Annotated in this window: 20 protein-coding genes and 1 pseudogene; 18 read left to right on the top strand and 3 right to left on the bottom strand. The window is 42.3% G+C overall.

The window, feature by feature from the left end:
* Positions 1-294: 294 nt before the first annotated feature.
* The 10 genes and pseudogenes from FDK13_RS36540 to FDK13_RS34580 all read left to right on the top strand — a co-directional run.
* Positions 295-453 (top strand): annotated as a pseudogene (locus FDK13_RS36540) (DUF932 domain-containing protein); the annotation flags it as partial.
* Positions 454-504: 51 nt separating this feature from the next.
* A complete protein-coding gene (locus FDK13_RS34620) occupies positions 505-882 on the top strand; it encodes a hypothetical protein (RefSeq protein ID WP_137344589.1) in 378 nt (125 codons plus the stop codon).
* 120 nt (positions 883-1,002) lie between these two features.
* Positions 1,003-1,281, top strand: a complete 279-nt coding sequence (locus FDK13_RS34615; protein ID WP_137344588.1) for a hypothetical protein — start codon at positions 1,003-1,005, stop codon at positions 1,279-1,281.
* A 31-nt stretch (positions 1,282-1,312) separates the two neighbouring features.
* Positions 1,313-2,005, top strand: coding sequence for a DUF8835 domain-containing pootine (locus FDK13_RS34610; protein ID WP_137344587.1), 693 nt, complete (start codon positions 1,313-1,315; stop codon positions 2,003-2,005).
* A gap of 12 nt (positions 2,006-2,017) precedes the next feature.
* Complete coding sequence (locus FDK13_RS34605; RefSeq protein ID WP_137344586.1) at positions 2,018-2,248, top strand: hypothetical protein; 231 nt, start codon at positions 2,018-2,020, stop codon at positions 2,246-2,248.
* A 3-nt stretch (positions 2,249-2,251) separates the two neighbouring features.
* Entirely contained in the window at positions 2,252-2,764 is a 513-nt protein-coding gene (locus tag FDK13_RS34600; RefSeq protein WP_137344585.1) for a PRTRC system protein E, read from the top strand.
* Between the two features lie 26 nt (positions 2,765-2,790).
* On the top strand, positions 2,791-3,009 hold the full coding sequence (locus FDK13_RS34595) for a PRTRC system protein C (RefSeq protein ID WP_137344584.1): 219 nt from the start codon (positions 2,791-2,793) through the stop codon (positions 3,007-3,009).
* Positions 3,010-3,065: 56 nt separating this feature from the next.
* Positions 3,066-4,166 (top strand): hypothetical protein, encoded by a 1,101-nt coding sequence (locus tag FDK13_RS34590; RefSeq protein WP_137344583.1) that lies wholly within the window; start codon positions 3,066-3,068, stop codon positions 4,164-4,166.
* Entirely contained in the window at positions 4,163-4,879 is a 717-nt protein-coding gene (locus tag FDK13_RS34585; RefSeq protein ID WP_137344582.1) for a PRTRC system protein B, read from the top strand. The genes FDK13_RS34590 and FDK13_RS34585 overlap by 4 nt, the downstream gene beginning before the upstream one ends.
* On the top strand, positions 4,876-5,673 hold the full coding sequence (locus FDK13_RS34580; protein ID WP_137344581.1) for a PRTRC system ThiF family protein: 798 nt from the start codon (positions 4,876-4,878) through the stop codon (positions 5,671-5,673). The genes FDK13_RS34585 and FDK13_RS34580 overlap by 4 nt, the downstream gene beginning before the upstream one ends.
* Positions 5,674-5,816: 143 nt before the next feature.
* Here FDK13_RS34580 and FDK13_RS34575 read toward each other — a convergent pair whose 3' ends face one another.
* Positions 5,817-6,227: a hypothetical protein gene (locus tag FDK13_RS34575; RefSeq protein ID WP_137344580.1), complete on the bottom strand. Its 411-nt coding sequence runs from the start codon at positions 6,225-6,227 to the stop codon at positions 5,817-5,819.
* A gap of 2 nt (positions 6,228-6,229) precedes the next feature.
* Complete coding sequence (locus FDK13_RS34570) at positions 6,230-6,520, bottom strand: hypothetical protein (RefSeq protein WP_137344579.1); 291 nt, start codon at positions 6,518-6,520, stop codon at positions 6,230-6,232.
* A 187-nt stretch (positions 6,521-6,707) separates the two neighbouring features.
* Here FDK13_RS34570 and FDK13_RS34565 point away from each other — a divergent pair, with 187 nt between their 5' ends.
* The 7 genes from FDK13_RS34565 to FDK13_RS34535 all read left to right on the top strand — a co-directional run bounded on the left by FDK13_RS34565 (position 6,708) and on the right by FDK13_RS34535 (position 16,745).
* Positions 6,708-7,178, top strand: coding sequence for a hypothetical protein (locus FDK13_RS34565; RefSeq protein ID WP_137344578.1), 471 nt, complete (start codon positions 6,708-6,710; stop codon positions 7,176-7,178).
* Positions 7,154-7,570: a hypothetical protein gene (locus tag FDK13_RS34560; RefSeq protein ID WP_137344577.1), complete on the top strand. Its 417-nt coding sequence runs from the start codon at positions 7,154-7,156 to the stop codon at positions 7,568-7,570. Before FDK13_RS34565 ends, FDK13_RS34560 begins: the two co-directional genes overlap by 25 nt.
* A 185-nt stretch (positions 7,571-7,755) precedes the next feature.
* Positions 7,756-8,448, top strand: coding sequence for an NAD(P)-dependent oxidoreductase (locus FDK13_RS34555; protein ID WP_137344576.1), 693 nt, complete (start codon positions 7,756-7,758; stop codon positions 8,446-8,448).
* 698 nt (positions 8,449-9,146) lie between these two features.
* Positions 9,147-9,536, top strand: a complete 390-nt coding sequence (locus FDK13_RS34550; protein ID WP_137344575.1) for a plasmid mobilization protein — start codon at positions 9,147-9,149, stop codon at positions 9,534-9,536.
* Positions 9,524-10,822: a relaxase/mobilization nuclease domain-containing protein gene (locus FDK13_RS34545; RefSeq protein ID WP_137344574.1), complete on the top strand. Its 1,299-nt coding sequence runs from the start codon at positions 9,524-9,526 to the stop codon at positions 10,820-10,822. The genes FDK13_RS34550 and FDK13_RS34545 overlap by 13 nt, the downstream gene beginning before the upstream one ends.
* 21 nt (positions 10,823-10,843) lie before the next feature.
* Positions 10,844-12,835, top strand: a complete 1,992-nt coding sequence (gene mobC / locus FDK13_RS34540; protein ID WP_137344573.1) for a conjugal transfer protein MobC — start codon at positions 10,844-10,846, stop codon at positions 12,833-12,835.
* A gap of 121 nt (positions 12,836-12,956) precedes the next feature.
* Complete coding sequence (locus tag FDK13_RS34535; RefSeq protein ID WP_137344572.1) at positions 12,957-16,745, top strand: class I SAM-dependent DNA methyltransferase; 3,789 nt, start codon at positions 12,957-12,959, stop codon at positions 16,743-16,745.
* A 181-nt stretch (positions 16,746-16,926) separates the two neighbouring features.
* Here FDK13_RS34535 and FDK13_RS34530 read toward each other — a convergent pair whose 3' ends face one another.
* A complete protein-coding gene (locus FDK13_RS34530; protein WP_137344571.1) occupies positions 16,927-17,625 on the bottom strand; it encodes a VIT1/CCC1 transporter family protein in 699 nt (232 codons plus the stop codon).
* A gap of 763 nt (positions 17,626-18,388) precedes the next feature.
* On the opposite strand from FDK13_RS34530, the gene FDK13_RS34525 reads away from it, so the two are divergent.
* Positions 18,389-18,611: transposase (locus tag FDK13_RS34525; protein ID WP_137342654.1), on the top strand; the 223-nt coding region annotated here is incomplete at its 3' end.

Raw genomic sequence — 18,611 nt, 5'->3', positions numbered from 1 at the left:
ACACGTATCCATTCAGACAACCGACATCTACGCCCGTGCTGATTCCAAGCAAAAACGGGATGCTTTTGAAAAGGTTTATGTTGAAATGAAACCTGAAAAATCCAAAGCTAACTCGTGGGAGAAAGATGATACCTTGTTGGAATGGCTAAGGAACCTTAAAAAATAGCTGCATTATTATGTAAAGTGATATTGTAAAGTAGACGGCCAAACACACCTGTTTACCCCTCTTTATGATGTTGCTTTACATAATCTTTTACTTTCCATAATTACCGTTATGCAAAGCTTTGCATAACGGTCACGGGCTACTTTCAAAATGTAAGAAGTTACAAAGACGAAGAGGCGAAAGTCAAATCTACGCTGCTTGGTGGAACCGCGCAGCTGCGCGGACAAACTGCCTTCAATCTTTGCGAAGACTTTACCCGCTACGGAGCTGATACTTTCAACTTGAATTAAACTAAACAAACGGCAGCCGCCTTTGGGTGGCTGCCAGAAACCTACCTTAAAATGAAAGCTTTAAATCAATTGAATAACTTAGAAAGGGGGAAGTTGCTTCACCAGTTGTTTCCCAATGAAATGCCCGCTCTTGTCGATTTCGTACAGGGCATGTGTGAAGCTGTCAACGAAAACCTGGACCTGAACCGCGCCAAATGGAATAACGGTCTTTTTAGTTTTGATTTCTGGCTCAGTCTTGCCGGAGATGTACACGCCGTGACGGAAAAGTACGGGCCAAAACTGCACAAAAATAGCAATCTGTTCGCGGATCAGCTTTTTGATGGTTATCTGGCCTGTTTTACCATCCATTGTATTGTGACCTATACCGCTGTAAGACAGCATGAAAACAGCAAATTTGTAAAGGCTGTTGATCTTTTGTTCAATCCGTAACCGGCAAATCAAATGGAATATACATCAAACGGGATCATGTATTCAGGCGAGATTGTATCGGACTGCGGAGCGGCTTTTACACTTTTTCCTGAGTAGCCACATACAAAGAAAGATATTCTTATGGCTGTTAATGAAATAAAAAACAACCGCGATATGGTAAGCTGGCGGGTAGCCACGGAAAATGATCGGGATCAGTTTTACATTACGATGATTTTCAGAAGCGCCCTGATACGCGCATTCAGGTGGTATGAAATCAATGTGCCTGCGGAGCTGATCCGCTCAGAAAGACGCAAAGGGACTACGGTAGAGCAGTATATACAAAAGTATGTGCTTGATTTCAGGCAAAGAACTAAGGATGAAAATGTGGCAAAGTACGGTGAGAAATTACTGCTAATATAGTTCCACCCCATACAAATTAAGACAAGGAATCATGAAAAAGATAACCATAACACTTTACCGGTTTGAGGAGCTGCCGGAGGCAACACAAAAACAGGTTACTGAAAAGTTAGGTAACATTAATGTGGATTATAGTTTTTGGTACGAATACAGCTATGATCATTTCACAAAGCTATGTGCTGTTTTAGGCGTAACAGTCGATCCTAAGAGTCTACATTTCAAAGGTTTCTACTCTCAGGGTGACGGCAGTAGTTTTCGGGCGGATGTCAATCTTGTAAAACTTATGGAAGCTGTTAAAAGCCGGGCTTGGTCTGAGTTAATGGCTGAAAATGAACTGGATATAAGTGCGCCGGATGTGTCTGACCGTCTTTTTTCTCTGATGAAAAAAGAAGTTATTGATGTTTCTGCAAACGTCAACGCCCGCAGAAGCAGCACGGGTATTGCAGCCTGTCTGGATTGGAATTACAATTCATCCAAGAACTTTCACAACATTGAGAGGGCCTTTTCATATCTGGAAAACTGGTTTCAAAAGACGGCAGAAACGCTTAACGATTATTTGTATATGAGCCTGCAAACAGAGTATGAGTTTGTGACCGGTGAGCAAAGCGTAGCTGAAACGATTATAGCCAACGAATATCTTTACCGCAGACGGCGAGCTTGCATTTCATCTGGAAGCACTTGCAGAAGATCTATGATCATTAAGGAAATCGCATTCTTTCAAACTTGAAATAGCACAGCCATGCACATTACAGATAGCCATGATCAGCAGATAAAGGTAACGGATTTGCCCGAGGCCATCAGACAGGCGGCCTTATTTAAACAATACCGGCATAAGGATGCAAAATCCGGTAAACGGGACGATGAATTGCAATTCTATTGGAAGGACTTGCATATTAAGCTCTTGAAGCTTCAATCTGAGTCAGATCATATTTATTCAAAGAACGAACCTAATGTTACCTTTAAACAGTAAAACATGAAAACGGAATTCTTTCAAAACCTGACCGCCCTTGATAGCGGCAGTCAGTGGCAAATTACGGTGAAACCCTTGCCCGATAACAAACTGGTTGTCTCCGTACTGTTCAGCAGTACATGCGGTGATGATGCCGCAAAACTTGTGCCGCCTATCCTTTTGAAAGGCACGGCGGCAGAACTTGACGAAGGTTTTTTCATTGCCCTTACCTCACCGGTACAGCAGACCGCAGCATTATTTAGCAACATGGAAGCCTTTATGGTTCAGAAAGATCAGGCTGAAAAGCAGTCTCAAATGGCGAAGGCAGAGCAAGGCAGGCAGCAGAAAGAGCAGTCAGAAAAGGGGAGCAAGTATGATGCAGCTATGAAAATAGTCGATGCCCTTACAGCAGAGGGTAAATTCAGGGAAGCTTTTATCAAATTACCCGATCCCGCTGAGTTTGAGGGCAAAGCCGAGATTATCCGCAAACGCCGTACCGAACTCACTGCTAAATTCAGTCAGCCGCAGCTATTCTAAAAAAGCTCAACCATACCAAATCAACTATGTTAACCACATCACATTTACAAAGGGTCTTTGTCATGGAGGACAAAGGCCAAAAGATAAAGCTCTCAGACCCACAGGTCACATTCAGCCCACAAGCTGTGCTGAATTTCTATTCTGCCACTTATCCCATCCTGACCACGGCCACCGTGTCGGGGCCGGTGATTGCAGACGACACCGTGCAGTATACTTTTACATCCGTGATAGGAACCAAAGGATAAAGCATGAAAACAGTCAAAACTGCGGGCAGGATAACCCTGCCCCGAGACCAACAGTTATGCAAGCTATACCACAACATCGCACGGTTTTCGGCAGAGCTGAACCGTTTGCAGGACGCAGCACAGGCCGGAAAGGACAAACCGGTCAGTTCGCCGCTCAGCCTGCTTCCTATGATTTTTTAAACCGCCGCTTTCTGCCGCTTTGCAGTGTCGATGAAAACATTTTGCCAAAAGGCAGAAATACAGAAAGGGATTTTTTTAGTTCTCTTTCCATTCTTGCAAAGGCTTATCATTTTGATCCTATAGATGTAACAGATAAAGCCTATCCTTACAATGTGCTTCTGTCTCACTGGGATGCAAGTCTGAAAATAGGAAATGCAAACCCGCATACCAAACTGTTGGTAGTTGAAAAAAAGAATAAAACTGTTCTGGCCACCAAAACGGTTTATGATACCGGCTCTACTTTGTTTTACATTCCGGTGGTGCCCCTGCAAAGGCTTTTAACACGCACAGACAGAGAACCCTGTGCAGCAGTGATTTTATCCGTATTTGCCTATCTGCACCAGATCGTAAGAATACCATTTTACCGGGATCAGAGCAGTTACCTATTTTGGCTGTACCAAATGACTGAAGAATGGCTTACCCAAGAACCCGAAGGGTGGGAAGAAAATGACTTTGTGGACAATTTAAAAGAACTTGAAAGGGCTGCAAAGACAGGAGAAGGCATTAAAATGCTCATTGTCCAGAAAAAGCATTTAGATGGTTTTGAAAAAAGACTGAACGGGTTTATGCCTTCTGATGATTTCGAAAACAGGTGTTTCGCTATGACCAAATCTGCGTATGAGCTGTTTTTGCAATATCCAAAAAGGACTGTTTTTGACCAGATGGAGGATTTTGCCAGAGCGCAGGACAGCGAAGAATGCTATATCAGGCCGGAGCAATATATGTCTTTCATCGCAGATAGCAGCGGTTGGCTCTTTGAGCAGATGACTGAAATGGTCAATAACGATTTTAACGAGTGCAGCACTATACAGGAACCTGTAGTATGGACAATGTTTGACGGAACACCCACTCCCGATTTAACGGATGGTTTAGACTTTGAGAAAAGACTTTTTAGCCTGATCAGTGATTTGTGTGACCTTTTAAATGAGATCCCATGAAAGACATAACAGCACAGTTAGGGGAACTGTATTTTCCGAAAAAGGTTCTGGTGCTCTATCAAAGCAGTACCAACCCAAACGTTTTTTACATAGAAGCCTATGATATGGATAAAAACGGGCATCCGGTAAATGTCCACCCTTTGAGCGTAAAGGAAAGCCAGTCGCTTGCTAAAACGCTTGACATGGGCAGTCAGCTCACGCGCCGTTTTCTGACGCCGCGGGGACTGATGCCCCAAAATATCCTGCATATCAATCCGGCAGGTGAAGGCTGCGTTATTTGGCATACGCCTGCCGGGCAGCAAGGTCTGCTTTTCAGTGAAAGTCTGGGCATACCGAACGGGAATGCATATGTCCCGGCGATGCTCTGGAAAGCGTCCGCAAAAAACCTGCATGTGTACGCGCTCAAAAGCCCGAAAACGCTTTCGGAAGAGACAGCCCTTTACAAAGCGCCTTTTTTTAACATCCATCCTGACGGGCGCGTATGTATGGGAACGGTAGCGGTCGATGTACAGAGCCAGAATAGCCTTGAAGATTTTATCAGCAGTTGGCAGCAGTATTTTTTCGGCTCCTATTTTAGTCACCTGATCGAAGGGCAAAGCCCGGTAAAAGGATCTGTCGTTCAGCTCTGGCAAAACCAGGTTCAGAACGGTTGCTACTTTCCGGTAGCAAAGCTTATCAAAACAGGTTTAACGCTTAAAGACATTCTGCCATGAATACCCGGACAGCCATTCATTTTACGGATAATTATCTGATAAATCCGTCAAGCCCGCTCACAGTCAATCTGATTGGAGCGGGAGGCACGGGCAGCCAGATGCTGACAGCCCTTGCAAGGATCAACCACTCACTGACAACGCTAAATCATGCAGGCCTGCAAGTGGCTGTTTTTGATGATGATATTGTTACAGAAGCCAATCTTGGCAGGCAGCTTTTTGCGGCCTCTGAATTGGCGATAAACAAAGCGGCCGCTCTGAATAACCGTATTAACCGTTTCTTTGGCAGTAACTGGAAGGCATTTCCGTACCGCTTCGATGATAAAATTGCCGATTCCTGTAAAATGGCTAATATTTACATAAGCTGTGTAGATACGGTCGCAGCGCGCTTTGAGATTGCCAAAGTCCTGAAAGCCGTTTCAGAACAAAAGCGTTACAACCGCGACAAGCCTTTGTATTGGATTGATTGCGGGAATTCACAAAATACCGGGCAGGTCATTTTGTCAACGGTTAGTGAAATCAAACAGCCAGATTCTAAACTATACAAGACAGTAGCAAGCCTTCCGATGGTAACCGACGAGTATGGACAGCTGCTGACAACATCCGAAAAACAGGATAATACCCCAAGCTGTTCACTGGCTGAGGCACTGGAAAAGCAGGATTTGTTTATCAACTCCACGCTTGCCAATATGGGCGCAAGTCTGCTATGGAACCTTTTCAGGCAAGGTTTTACAGAGAAGAGGGGTTTCTTTCTGAATTTAAAGGATTTTAGATGCACCGCTGTTAAAGTCTGTTGAAAAGTAAAAAAATGGCTTTCCTGTTTTTACTCCCGTCGCCGGGAGCAAAAACAAGAAAGCGGAAAATCGGTCTTGTACTTTTTAACAAAATCCATTTCCAAAGACCATTCAAAACATTTGTTAAAAAGTGCTTCGGTGCATTATCATTCAACCCCGGCAGATGCTTTAATGATACGGGTGCTGTTTAAAGTAGTGCTATTGAGTAAGGCTGCATTTTTAAACGAAATATTTCCTTTCCCATTCACAGCCATTTCAATCAGGTAATTTTCATTCAAAGGGCATGTGGAAAAGTCAATATCCGAATCACAGCTTTCAAGCATGTATTGTCGGTCACTTCTTCTTCGATACACCGTCAATTGGAATTTTGTCTGATCTTCTGGTCTGGTAAAAAAGCAACTGATTCCCGATATTTTCTTAGCCCATATTTTAAAGTCAAGTGTGGCGGGAAATTCTCCCTGCGGAACGAGTTCTGTTTCGAAAGGATAAGAAGATGGGTTGAAACCCTTGTCCAGGGCCTGATGCCAACTCAGCACATTTCTATTGCTCTCTTCCATAGCTATTGGGCGCTTAACGCTTTCAGTTTTTCATTTAGTTCAGTCAAACCGGCCTTTTGCAGGGAGTCTGCGACAATGCCTTCCAGTTCTGACAAAGATTCTTTTCTTGCAAATTCTGGAAAAGCCGAGCCAGCTTCATTGGTTTGCAGTGATTGTAAGCCCTTCTCAATGCAACGGGTTAACAGCAACACCGTTTTTCTTGAAACACTCAGATTAATTTTTACTGTTTCGCTCATACCGGGACTGGCAAGCAGCGTATCAACAACAAGGGAAATATCAATTGTAGTAGTCATCTCTTCACGTTTTAAATTTCCAACTTCACAGTGACAAATTTAAAATATGGTTTTTAAAATCACCTATTTAGAGTTTAAATAGGTGATAAATCCGCTTGGTGCCAATTATTTCGCTAAATGTATTTGAAGAGAATGTTGAAATTTTAAAGTATCATTAACCTGTATTTGCAGCGTAAGGAAATTCACGATGGATCAGGAAAAACTTGAAAGGCTCGCGCGTATGATGGAGCCCTTTGAAAGAACAAGTAAAATGACAGCAGCGTTACCTGACGCTACACGGCTTGCAGATGCGTTGCCAAAAATTAATCCAGCAATTTCAAATCTGAACCGAATAGGGGAGCTGACAGCAAAGGTTAATTTAGTCTCACCTTCATGGAATAGGGTATTGGTTCACAGTCATGATTTTCTATTTGTTAACCAGTTATCTGCCATTAATCAACAGGCAGTTTCGATTGCTTCAAGTTTAAGCAAATCAATCAACTTATCGAACCTTACCGCAACTACATTTTTGGATTCCTTCAAAGTAAGCAGTCTGATTGTAAGTAGTGCCGTTTTGGAATTAACAGAGCGCAATAGGGATTTTCTAAAAAGATTAGTGAAAGTTTCAAGCTACTTCCGGAAGCATTTATTGTTTTGGGAAATCATGGTTGGTATCTGAATCTGGAATTTGAGCTGGGCTTAGCGGTCCAATTATTACATATGTTGCAGAGTGATGAAACTAATGAAGTGGGCGACTATTTGGTCGCATATTTCATTAGTGAGTTGAAAGGCATTTCACAGGACCTGATCGAGCGTCATCCTAAAAGAAAAAATATTTTTGAGGATATCATTTTTTGCGTTGAAAATAAAAAGTTTTTCGCTGCCATTCCAACCGTGTTGAGCCAAGTGGACGGGATTTGTAATGATATGATCAATATGAAATTTTTTGCCAAGGATCACAAACGAGGATACAAGCCAAAAATTTCAGTTTATATCAGTGATCAATTTCCATTAGTTGACAACTTCTTTTTTGCACCTATCATGACTTCTCCAGTAATCATGCTTAAGTGAAAATGATGCCAGGAATCATCCTTTCCAAATAAACAGACACACAGTCATGCATGGTATGGACATAAATTCCGGAACCGAAGCAATTTTTTTTAAATGTTATTCCCTGCTCAAATATCTTCCCGACGTGCTATTTGAGCTTGAAAAGGAAATAATTTAACTTAGATTTTCTGACCGCCGACCGTCTCATGGATCCGCTTTACAAAAGAACAGAATTGGTGATGAGCAAAAAAACGCTTATTCTGGGAGCTACTGGTAGAACCGGAAAGCTTCTTCTGGGGCAAATGCTGAACCGAGATTACAAAGTAAATGTGTTGATCCGAGATAAAGAAAGAATAGTAATGCATCAAAACATGTCCGTGTTTGAGGGGACACCGATTGATGAGAAAGCCTTGGAGAAAGCAATCGAAGGTTGTGACGTGATAATTAGTGCTCTTAATATTTCCCGTACTTGTGACTTTCCTTGGGCACCGCTTCGGACTCAGCCTGATTTTCTTTCTCAAACTTTGAGTAACGTTGTTACCGTTGGTACTGGCCTTGGAGTTAAACGCGTAATTATTCTTTCAGCCTGGGGTGTAGGTCATACAAAAAGTGATATCCCCTGGTGGTTTAAGTGGCTCATAGATTATAGCAATATTGGTGTAGCTTACAGGGATCATGAGCGGCAGGAAAAATTACTGGCAGATTCTGGAATGGACTACACCATCATTCGTCCAGTCGGTCTCATTAATTCTGAGACGGAAAAAAATGTTTTGGTGAGTTTGAATAACGCTCCAAAACCAGGTTTAACAATAAGTCGAAAGAACGTCGCAAGGTTTATTATCTCGATTTTGGAAAACGATTGGTATATCAATCAAACACCAGTTATTTTCACAAAGTAGTTTTGGCCAGAATTTACATAATTGAATTTTTCTCTCATAGTCAATAACTGCTAAAAAGTAAACCTTCAAGATGCTGCTTCAAGTTTAAATGCAGCAATTTAGCTTCACTAAATTGATCCTTGGCATTGTCAAAAGATGCTCATTGTAACCTATTTAGAGTTTAAATGGGTTGCGGTTTTCTTATTTCATCTTTTTATTTTCGTATCACAGTAACATTTAGACTTGTTTGTGAAGAAGGATTTTATTGCTAGAAAGACGGAAGTGATTTTTAAGGGAAAGATCAGTTTCAGAAAAAAATGTTGGCTCCAAGCCTATTTTTTTCTCGCTGAGATTTACTAATCTGTTTCCAGTTTAATAGCGTATGGTTCTGCCTTCAACTTAAGTCAGGTAGTTGCGCCTTGTAAGCTGTTGGTCGAGTCTTTGAATGCAGAGAGAATTCTGTAAAAATCAACAGAGGTCATAAAAACCAAAAATTTCTGGATGCTTTCCGGAAGGCTGAAACCACCTGCTTTCCCGTGGTTGTCCAGATGTACCATTGTATCACCAATCCGCGTAAAAACGCGCCTTGGAGGATACAACGGAATCTGTCCGCACCACGGAGGTTATCGCCAAAAACACTCGGAACTCGTGTGGCGATTGAAAGCTGGATGGTTTAGAAAATGTAGATAAATGATTGTTGAACGTGAAAATGAATTGTGATGAAAGAGGAAAACAACAACCGAAACAAATGGCTGCATGTGCGGCTCACAGACAAAGAATACGAACAGATTCAGGAGCAATTCAGGCAGACCACTGATCTGAAATTAAGTGATTTTGTACGTAAAAAATTACTGGGTAAGCTGATCATTGGAAGCTACCGGGATGCATCAATGGACGCTTTCATGGAAGAATTAATCGGGCTGAAAAATGGGCTGAGTGCAATTGGTAACAACTTCAATCAGGCGGTTAAACGACTGCATACGCTGAGTAGAATCAAAGAGTTTGAGCACTGGCTGGTAAGCTATGAATTAGACCGTCGAAAGCTTTTTAAACAAGTCGGGCAGGCTCAGGATTTCATCAAAAAAATGGCGGACAAATGGTTGCAGTAATCCACCAGGGGAGTAGCCTGAGGGAAGCTGTTAACTACAATGAGCGGAAAGTCGAGCGCCGGGTTGCCACGCTTCTTGATGCTGGCAATTACCCAAAAGATCCGGCGGATTTAACGATCAAACAGCGGCTCGCAAGACTTGAAAACAGGGCTAAATTAAATCAAAGGGTAAAGGTAAACCACTTCCATGTATCGCTAAATTTTGCACCCGGCGAGCATATTGCCAAAGAAGATTTAAAGCAAATTGGAACTTTGTATTTAGAAAAGATCGGTTTTGCGAATCAGCCTTATCTGCTCTATGAACACCACGATTCCGGGCATCCCCATTTGCACTTGGTCTCCACAAATATACGGGCAGACGGCAGTAGTATTAATCTGCATAACATTGGAAGAAATCAGTCATCGAAAGCTCGAAGGGAAATCGAAATCCAGTTTGGACTTGTTAAGGCGGATGGAAGAAAAGGTCAGGCTTTGGAGCTAAGGCCAGTGAATTTACAAAAGTTAGAATACGGAAAATCAGAAACTAAAAAGGCAATTTCAAATGTACTTTCCACCGTACTTGAAAGGTATAAATACACATCGCTGCCGGAGCTAAACGCCGTTCTTAAACAGTATAATATTTTGGCAGATGGCGGCAGGGAAGATTCACGTATTTTCAAAAATCAGGGACTTGTTTACTATGCACTTGATGCAAACGGAAACAGGGTAGGTGCAAGCATAAAGGCCAGTGATTTTCATTTCAGACCTACGTTAAAATTCCTGCAAAACCAGTTTGCTGCTGGTGAAACCGAGCGTTTAAAGCACCGTGCCAAACTCAAAAACAGCATCGATTTGACTTTGGTAAGAGGGCAGGGGCAAAGCCTTGAAGATCTGGTGCTTTCTTTGGAAAAGGAAGGGGTTAAAGCGGTATTAAGAAAGAGTCCCACCGGGCTTGTTTACGGCATTACCTATGTCGATCACCGGACAAAATGTGTCTTTAACGGTAGTGTTCTAGGTAAAGAATATAGTGCCAAAGGGATTCTGGACCGGATCGGACAAAAGAATACAACCTTGCAGACAACAGCAAAAATACTGGATAAAAACCAGTCATCTGGGGGCAGTGACATCAAATTACAGGAGAGAGTTAGCAAGTTTGCCAGCTTTGATTTCAACGCAAATCCTGAAAGTGATAAATCCTCAGATCCATTGCTTGAAGATTTATTTGCACCGTCTTCTGACGATTCGCTCACGCCTTGGCAGCTTAGGAAATCCAGAAGAAAAAAACGTAAAAAAAATACCAGCCAGTAATTATTTTAAACATCTATTGCCATGCAATCATCAGAAAACCAACAGGCACTGGGCAAGATCATGGATATGACCAGAATGCTCGCCGTTGCTATTTTAGCACTTCATTTTTATTACTATTGTTATGCCGCCTTCGGTCAGTGGAAACTGGTTTCACCTTTTAGTGACAAAATATTAGACAACATTGTAAAGACTGGATTGTTCTCTTCTTTTAATAAATCCAAGATCGTCGCCTTATGTTTGTTATCGATTTCACTGATCGGAGTGAAGGGCAAGAAACAGGAAAAACTAAGTGTGAAAACCGGACTTGTTTATATCGGTACTGGGCTGCTAATATACTTTGTGAGCGGTCTGTTAATTAATTTAAATGTTTCCGTCAAGTTAATTTCTATCCTTTATATCAGCACAGCTTCCGTTGGTTTTATAGTGGTTTTAACCGGGGGGACACTTATCAGCAGAGTAATCTATTTGAATATTAATAACGATGATATATTCAACAAAGAGAACGAAACCTTTCCGCAGCACGAAAGCCTTTTAGAAAACGAATATTCTATTAATCTTCCTGCCAAATACCAGCTTAAAAATAAGACTCGCAAGAGCTGGATCAATATTATCAACCCTTTTCGGGGATTTTTGGTGCTGGGATCACCTGGTGCCGGAAAGTCATATTTTGTCATCAGGCACAATATCACGCAGCATATAGCCAAAGGATTTTGTATGTTTGTTTATGATTTTAAAATGCCGGATCTTTCTGTGATCGCATACAATAGCTGGCTGAAAAATAGGGGAAATTATAAAATACCTCCGCAGTTTTATGCCATCAATTTTGATGACCTGACCCGGTCTCACCGTTGTAATCCGCTGGATCATGCCAGCATGATCGATATCACAGATGCCGCTGAATCTGCACGTACGATCCTTATGGGACTCAACCGCGAATGGGTTAAAAGACAAGGTGATTTCTTTGTAGAATCGCCGATCAATTTTCTAACAGCGATAATCTGGTACTTACGAAAGTATCAGGATGGTCAGTTCTGCAGTCTGCCGCATGTGATTGAATTAATGCAGGTAGAATACAAAGATCTTTTTACGATTTTAAGAACAGAAAAAGAGATTGAAGTGCTGATAAATCCGTTTATCACAGCTTACTTAAATGATGCTATGGAGCAGCTGGAAGGTCAGATTGCGTCCGCCAAAATAGCGTTAGCAAGGCTTTCCTCTCCACAGCTCTATTATGTACTGTCCGGTAATGATTTTACCATGGATATAAATAACCCTGAGCAGCCAAAGATTGTCTGTATGGGAAATAATCCTCAGAAAATTCAAATATACGGGGCTGTGCTTTCACTCTATGTTACCCGTCTTATTAAACTGGTAAACCAGAAAGGCAGGCTTAAAAGCAGCTTGATATTCGATGAATTTCCGACCATTTATCTTGGGAATATGGATAGTCTGATTGCCACGGCAAGATCCAATAAAGTGTCGACCACGCTCGGAATTCAGGATGCATCGCAGCTCAGAAAAGATTACGGGAAAGAACAGGCAGATGTGATTATGAATATTGTAGGGAATATTATTTCAGGGCAGGTGATGGGAGATACCGCCAAACAACTCAGCGAACGTTTCGGGAAGATCATGCAGGACCGTACCAGTTATTCCATTAACCGGACTGATACATCAATAAGTAGGTCGAAGCAGTTTGACGCGGCGATTCCTGCTTCAAAAATATCCGCACTTAGCTCAGGAGAGTTTGTTGGCATGGTGGCCGATGATCCGCAGCAAAAAATAGAATTGAAGACATTTCATTGTGAGATCATCAACGATCATAAAGCTTTACAGCAAGAGCAGGAATCTTATAAAGAAATTCCTGTTTTTAGAACCCTGGACAGCGCCATGGTTCAGCGTAATTATCTTCAAATTAAGGAGGATGTTAAGGATATTGTTACCTATGAGTTGGAACGTATTCTGCATGATCCGGCTTTGGAGCATTTGGTAGTCAAAAAGGGGAAGAGATGATAATGCTAGTGAACATTACATTAGTAGTGACCTGCTCGCCGGTGCGGCTGTTATTTCTTTCGGGATTTGTCGTAGGAGATTTAATCGTAACTTAGCAAACCGCAAACCCAATTTGATTTTAATGAGATTTATTTCGCATACTCCCAAGCAGACACTCAACAAGGCATTTTTAAAACAGCGTCCGTTAAGAAAAGACATCGATTTGTTTAAGACAAATCTGATCAGGCTGTTAGGGAAGATTGACGAAATTGAACGCGAAGAAAATCAGAAAAATCACATCAGGGATTTTTTACTTGACACATTCTACCGTGAAAACCACGAGGTAAATACCAAAGACAGCAAAGATCTGGTGATCCATTTGGGGAAGACCAACAAGGATCGTGTTGGTGTGATCATCGAAGCGAAACGGCCCAGCAACAAAGGCGAAATGTTTTCGGTGGAGCGGGTAAATACAAAAGCACTGCACGAACTTATTTTATACTACTTTGACGAGCGGAACAAAGCCGGAAATAATGAACTGAAACAGCTTATTATCACCAACGTTTACGAATGGTTTATCATCGATGCCAATTATTTTGATAAGATTATTTACCGGAATACGCGGATCAAAAGGTTATATGAAACTTATTGCAGGGACAAAAAAGATACCCGGTTTTTTTATGAGGAGGTAGGGAAGATCATCCCGACGATCGACAGCGAGATAGCTGTTACCTGCTTTGATATCAGAAAATACAATAAGTTTTTATTTAATGAAGATAAGCAAGACGACCGGAACCTGATCGCTCTCTTCAAAATCCTGTCGCCTTATCATTTGCTCAAACAGCCTTTTGCCAATGACAGCAACAGTCTGGATAAGGCTTTTTATTCGGAACTGCTCCACATTATCGGGCTCACGGAGATAAAAGATGGCGGCAAAAAAATGATTCGCCGACCAGCTGATGGTCAGCGCAACGGGGGGTCGCTGCTGGAAAATACGATCACCCAGCTTGACAGTCTCGATAAAGTGAACAGGTTGGAAAATCCAGGTCAGTTTGGTGCAACGACCGAAGACCGCCTTTTTAATGTGGGGCTGGAACTGGTCATTACCTGGGTGAACCGGATCTTGTTTTTGAAACTTTTGGAAGCCCAGCTGGTCAGTTACCACAAAGGTGACGAGGCTTATGCCTTCCTGAATTTCAGGAAAATTAAAAATTATGATGACCTGAATAGTCTTTTCTTTTCGGTACTGGCACGGCGGCAGGACATTCGGGTGGAGGAAGTCAGGAAACAATTTGAAAAAGTACCGTATCTGAACAGCTCACTTTTTGAAGTTACAAGCCTCGAAAACCAGGCTATTGTGATCAGTAACCTGCGGGATGAGCGCACATTGCCTATCCTGTCGGGCACCGTACTGAAACAGGAGTCGGGGCGGAAGCGGACGGGCCTGCTCAACACGATTGAATATCTGTTCGCTTTTATGGAGGCCTACGATTTCAGCAGTGAGGGGAGCGAGGATATTCAGGAGGAGAACAAAACGCTGATCAATGCTTCGGTTTTGGGGTTGATATTTGAAAAAATAAACGGATACAAAGACGGTTCATTTTTCACCCCTGGTTTTATTACCATGTATATGTGCCGTGAAACAATTCGCCGCACTGTTATTCAGAAAATAAACGAACGAATCATCGCCGACGGCCATCCGGACATGACGCCGATGGAATCACTCGATGCGGTCTACAACCAGATCGGTGAGAAAATCTCTAAAAATGCAGTCAACGAAGTCATCAACGGGATCCGGATCTGTGATCCAGCCGTTGGCTCGGGCCATTTTCTGGTTTCGGCGCTGAATGAAATCATTGCCATCAAAAGTTACCTGAAAGTGCTGATGGATAAGGATGGACTTGTGTTGCGGGGATATCATATCGAGGTGGAAAATGATGAGCTGACAGTTGCAGATGAGGAAGGAAATGCATTTGTTTACAAGCCGCACAATAAAGAAAGCCAGCGGATACAGGAAACGCTTTTTCATGAAAAGCAGACCATCATCGAAAACTGCCTGTTCGGCGTCGATATCAATCCGAATTCGGTGAAAATATGCCGGTTAAGGTTGTGGATCGAACTGCTGAAAAATGCTTATTACAGGGCAGACAGCCAGTTTAAGGAGCTCGAAACATTGCCTAACATAGACATCAATATCAAGTGCGGAAACAGTCTGATCAGCCGGTTTGGACTGGATGCGGATTTGAAACTCGCCCTGAAAAAGACCAAATGGAGTATTGATACTTATAAGCTGGCGGTGCAAACGTACCGGAATGCACAAAGCAAAGACGAAAAACGTGAGATGGAACGGCTGATCGATGATATTAAAGGCAATTTCAGAAGCGAGATCCATAACAATGACCCGAAAGTGAGGCGGTTGAGCCGTCTTTCAGGTGAGCTGTATAATCTGCTCAACCAGAGCCAGTTGTTTGCGCCCGGACGGGCGGAGAAGAAACTTAAAAAACAGCAGCAGGAAAAACTTGAAAAAGAGATAACGCTGCTGAGCACGGGCGTTGAGGAGATAAAAAGCAACAAAATTTATGAAAATGCCTTCGAGTGGCGGTTTGAGTTTCCGGATGTGCTCAATGACGCAGGTGACTTTATGGGCTTCGATGTCGTGATCGGAAACCCGCCATACATCAGGCAGGAGGAAATCAGGGATCAGAAACCTTATTTGCAAGCCAATTACGAAACATACGCAGGCACGGCAGATCTCTATGTTTTTTTTGTAGAAAAAGGAATGAAGCTGCTAAAACAAGCAGGATTTTTTTGCTACATTCTGCCAAATAAGTGGATGAAAGGCGGTTATGGGAAGGCATTGCGGAATTATGCCGGTATGCAAAAGACGATTCAGATGGTTGATTTTGGCGACTTGCCGGTTTTTGATGAAGCGACAACCTATCCCAGCGTCTGGCTGATGCAAAGGAAAGACAGTACGGAGAATCGGTTCCAGGCTGCTTTGGTAGACACTTTGATTTATCCCAATGGCATTAATTCCTACCTGACAGACCGCTGGATTTCCGTCAGCGGTGAGAGCCTTTCTGTGGAAGGCTGGAATCTGGTGGACAGTCGTCTGCAAAATTTGCTCGGAAAAATCAAAGCGGGCGGGAAGCCATTGGGTGAGTATCTGAATGGTAAAATTTATCGCGGCATTTTGACAGGGCTTAATGAAGCTTTCGTGATTGATACCGTTACAAAAGACAGGTTAATCAACGAGGACCCGAAAAGTGTTGAGATCATCAAGCCGTTTTTGGCAGGGAGAGATATTAAAAGATATCAGCAGCCTGTAAACGATAAGTGGCTGATTCTGATTCCACTTGGATTTACAAAAAAAATCGTTGGAAAGTTGCCAGAGGCGGAAGCTTTTCGTGAAATGAGTTCAGCATTCCCCGCCATTTTCAGTTTTTTGCAGGTACATGAATTAAAGGCAAAAGCGAGAGGAGACAAAGGAGATTATTGGTGGGAGTTGCGCCCCTGCGATTACTACAATGAATTTGAAAAGCCTAAAATACTGTATCAGGAAATTGCGGCATATTCTACTTTTGTTTACGACAGACAAGGACTTTACACAAACAATAAGTTGTTTCTGATTCCTACGGATGATGTTTCTTTACTTGGATTTTTAAACAGCAAGCTGGTCTGGTTTTATCTAAATAACACAGCAAATGGATTAAGGGGAGCTTTGGCTCTGCAAAGTCCATATATTCTTGGGTTACCTGTTGCGGAAGCCTTAATAAATAATGCAGACATTTGCGTTATAGTCAATGCCATACTTGAAGCCAGAGAAAATAAGTCGTTGGATTCTACTACCGACCTCGAATCCAAGATCGATCAACTCATTTATCAGCTTTACGATCTGACGCCGGAGGAGATTGCAATGGTGGAAGCTTAGACTTGATGGAGTCGTTGTTGTGTATTTTTAAAATAAGTATAGATTTGATATTGCTGGATCCAAATTTTAGATAATAATTAACCGTTTACAAGGAATTGGTAAATAATCATTGATCGTCCCTGAGGTCATTTTCCAATAGCTAATCTTAGCCTTGAGAAGGTAAACCTGGTTATCCATTGGCTTAAACCGTGCTGACTCCAAAAAAATGCCCGACCAAAGCAGTTATGCCCATTGCTGCGGTTCCCCAGAACGCGATCCGGGCTACTGCTATGCCGACCCTGGATCCTCCTGTTTTGGCCGCAAGAGCCCCTAAAATCATCAGGAAAATAATGGAGAAGCCATATTGATAGTATACCATAAAAGCTAATGGCGCCAGCATAGAAACTAGAAATGGCAACAAAGCCCCGAAGGTAAACGAGCCGAAAGATGCAAAAGCAGCCTGAAGGGGTTTGGCGGCAGTAATTTCGTTTATGCCCAATTCGTCCCGTGCATGGGCTGCAAGCGCGTCATGTTTGGTAAGTTGCGAAGCGACTTTAAGGGCCAGGTCAGGATCAATACCGCGTGCGACGTATATGGCCGCAAGCTCTGCAAGCTCCGATTCGGGCATTTCCAGTAATTCACGCTTCTCTCTTGTAAGATCTGAACTTTCCGTATCCGCCTGTGAGCTCACCGAGACATATTCTCCTGCCGCCATGGACATTGCTCCTGCCATAAGACCTGCAAGAGCAGCCAGGATGATAGCATTTCGTTCCGGATTAGCTGCCGCAACGCCGATAACGATACTGGTTGTAGACAGAATTCCGTCATTAGCTCCTAATACAGATGCTCTTAACCATCCCATTCGTGTGACATAGTGTTTTTCAACAAAATTGCTCTCCATTTCAGTTGTTTTAATGGCAAGGTAGTATTTTTCTTGTGTGATTACCGAGCAGCCTCTATTATGTTTTCCGTTATATTCTGTTTGACTAATTCGTATATAAATGGCGATCAGGTATATAGAACCAATTTGAGCGGATGTCGGGTGGTTGAAAAACAACTCTGGCTTTCGTATATAAAGATAGTTACTGTCGAAGCCCGGATGTTACACCGAAAATGGTAATAGTTATACCAATCACATGTTTCAGGAATTCGGCAGAATTACAGCAGTTGCATGGCTGTCTTTTCCCAGCTTTCCGGGTTTTTAGATCGTTCGCGCAGTTCTTTCATAAAATTGATCATCGGCCCGGATGATGATTTTACATTAAATAATTCTGGCAGTTAACCCTATTCGAACGTGGGATGCTGATCTTTTAACACCTGAAATACGCTTAACTATACTTTTTTAAAGCAAATGCATCACAACTGCGTTGAAGAAATATATTTAAATCAGTGAATCATGCAAGGATCCGTGTTTTGTGTGTAACAATCGAAGGGCTTTATAAAATGAACTTTACAAACATTATTAATGCCTTTAAAAAGAGCAGATTTATGCAGTGTTGAGCTCAGCAGTTACAAGATCTTATCAGCCAGCGATCTTTATTTAATGACTGATTAGCACGACAAAACATTTTGTCATCAACAAATAATCTTATATGACTGTCCGTTACTTGTACTATTGAATAAAAATAGGTATATTGTAGTATTAAATTGAACGCAATATTCCTATGAATCTGAGTGAATTTTTCGAGAAATACCCTGATGAAGCGAGTTGCGTTGAAGCATTTAAGAACAAACGTTTGGAACTTGGAGTTGTTTGTCATAAATGTGGCTGTACAGAGCATTATTTCAGGAAGACCGATTACAAATTTGAGTGTAAAAAGTGCCACAGCCGTAAAAGTTTGCGGGCCGGAACGGTCATGGAACAGACTAATTTGCCGTTTAGGTATT

It is taken from the genome of Dyadobacter frigoris (genome assembly GCF_005280585.1).
GTDB classification, from domain to species: Bacteria; Bacteroidota; Bacteroidia; order Cytophagales; family Spirosomataceae; genus Dyadobacter; species Dyadobacter frigoris.
This window is presented reverse-complemented; position numbering and strand designations above follow the sequence as displayed.

Excerpts from the sequence above, each read along its gene's own strand:
- FDK13_RS34620 (WP_137344589.1), top strand. The coding sequence starts at position 505 with ATGAAAGCTTTAAATCAATTGAATAACTTAGAAAGGGGGAAGTTGCTT.
- FDK13_RS34615 (WP_137344588.1), top strand. The coding sequence starts at position 1,003 with ATGGCTGTTAATGAAATAAAAAACAACCGCGATATGGTAAGCTGGCGG.
- FDK13_RS34610 (WP_137344587.1), top strand. The coding sequence starts at position 1,313 with ATGAAAAAGATAACCATAACACTTTACCGGTTTGAGGAGCTGCCGGAG.
- FDK13_RS34605 (WP_137344586.1), top strand. The coding sequence starts at position 2,018 with ATGCACATTACAGATAGCCATGATCAGCAGATAAAGGTAACGGATTTG.
- FDK13_RS34600 (WP_137344585.1), top strand. The coding sequence starts at position 2,252 with ATGAAAACGGAATTCTTTCAAAACCTGACCGCCCTTGATAGCGGCAGT.
- FDK13_RS34595 (WP_137344584.1), top strand. The coding sequence starts at position 2,791 with ATGTTAACCACATCACATTTACAAAGGGTCTTTGTCATGGAGGACAAA.
- FDK13_RS34590 (WP_137344583.1), top strand. The coding sequence starts at position 3,066 with ATGCAAGCTATACCACAACATCGCACGGTTTTCGGCAGAGCTGAACCG.
- FDK13_RS34585 (WP_137344582.1), top strand. The coding sequence starts at position 4,163 with ATGAAAGACATAACAGCACAGTTAGGGGAACTGTATTTTCCGAAAAAG.
- FDK13_RS34580 (WP_137344581.1), top strand. The coding sequence starts at position 4,876 with ATGAATACCCGGACAGCCATTCATTTTACGGATAATTATCTGATAAAT.
- FDK13_RS34575 (WP_137344580.1), bottom strand. The coding sequence starts at position 6,227 with ATGGAAGAGAGCAATAGAAATGTGCTGAGTTGGCATCAGGCCCTGGAC.
- FDK13_RS34570 (WP_137344579.1), bottom strand. The coding sequence starts at position 6,520 with ATGACTACTACAATTGATATTTCCCTTGTTGTTGATACGCTGCTTGCC.
- FDK13_RS34565 (WP_137344578.1), top strand. The coding sequence starts at position 6,708 with ATGGATCAGGAAAAACTTGAAAGGCTCGCGCGTATGATGGAGCCCTTT.
- FDK13_RS34555 (WP_137344576.1), top strand. The coding sequence starts at position 7,756 with ATGGATCCGCTTTACAAAAGAACAGAATTGGTGATGAGCAAAAAAACG.
- FDK13_RS34550 (WP_137344575.1), top strand. The coding sequence starts at position 9,147 with ATGAAAGAGGAAAACAACAACCGAAACAAATGGCTGCATGTGCGGCTC.
- FDK13_RS34545 (WP_137344574.1), top strand. The coding sequence starts at position 9,524 with ATGGTTGCAGTAATCCACCAGGGGAGTAGCCTGAGGGAAGCTGTTAAC.
- mobC (WP_137344573.1), top strand. The coding sequence starts at position 10,844 with ATGCAATCATCAGAAAACCAACAGGCACTGGGCAAGATCATGGATATG.
- FDK13_RS34535 (WP_137344572.1), top strand. The coding sequence starts at position 12,957 with ATGAGATTTATTTCGCATACTCCCAAGCAGACACTCAACAAGGCATTT.
- FDK13_RS34530 (WP_137344571.1), bottom strand. The coding sequence starts at position 17,625 with ATGGAGAGCAATTTTGTTGAAAAACACTATGTCACACGAATGGGATGG.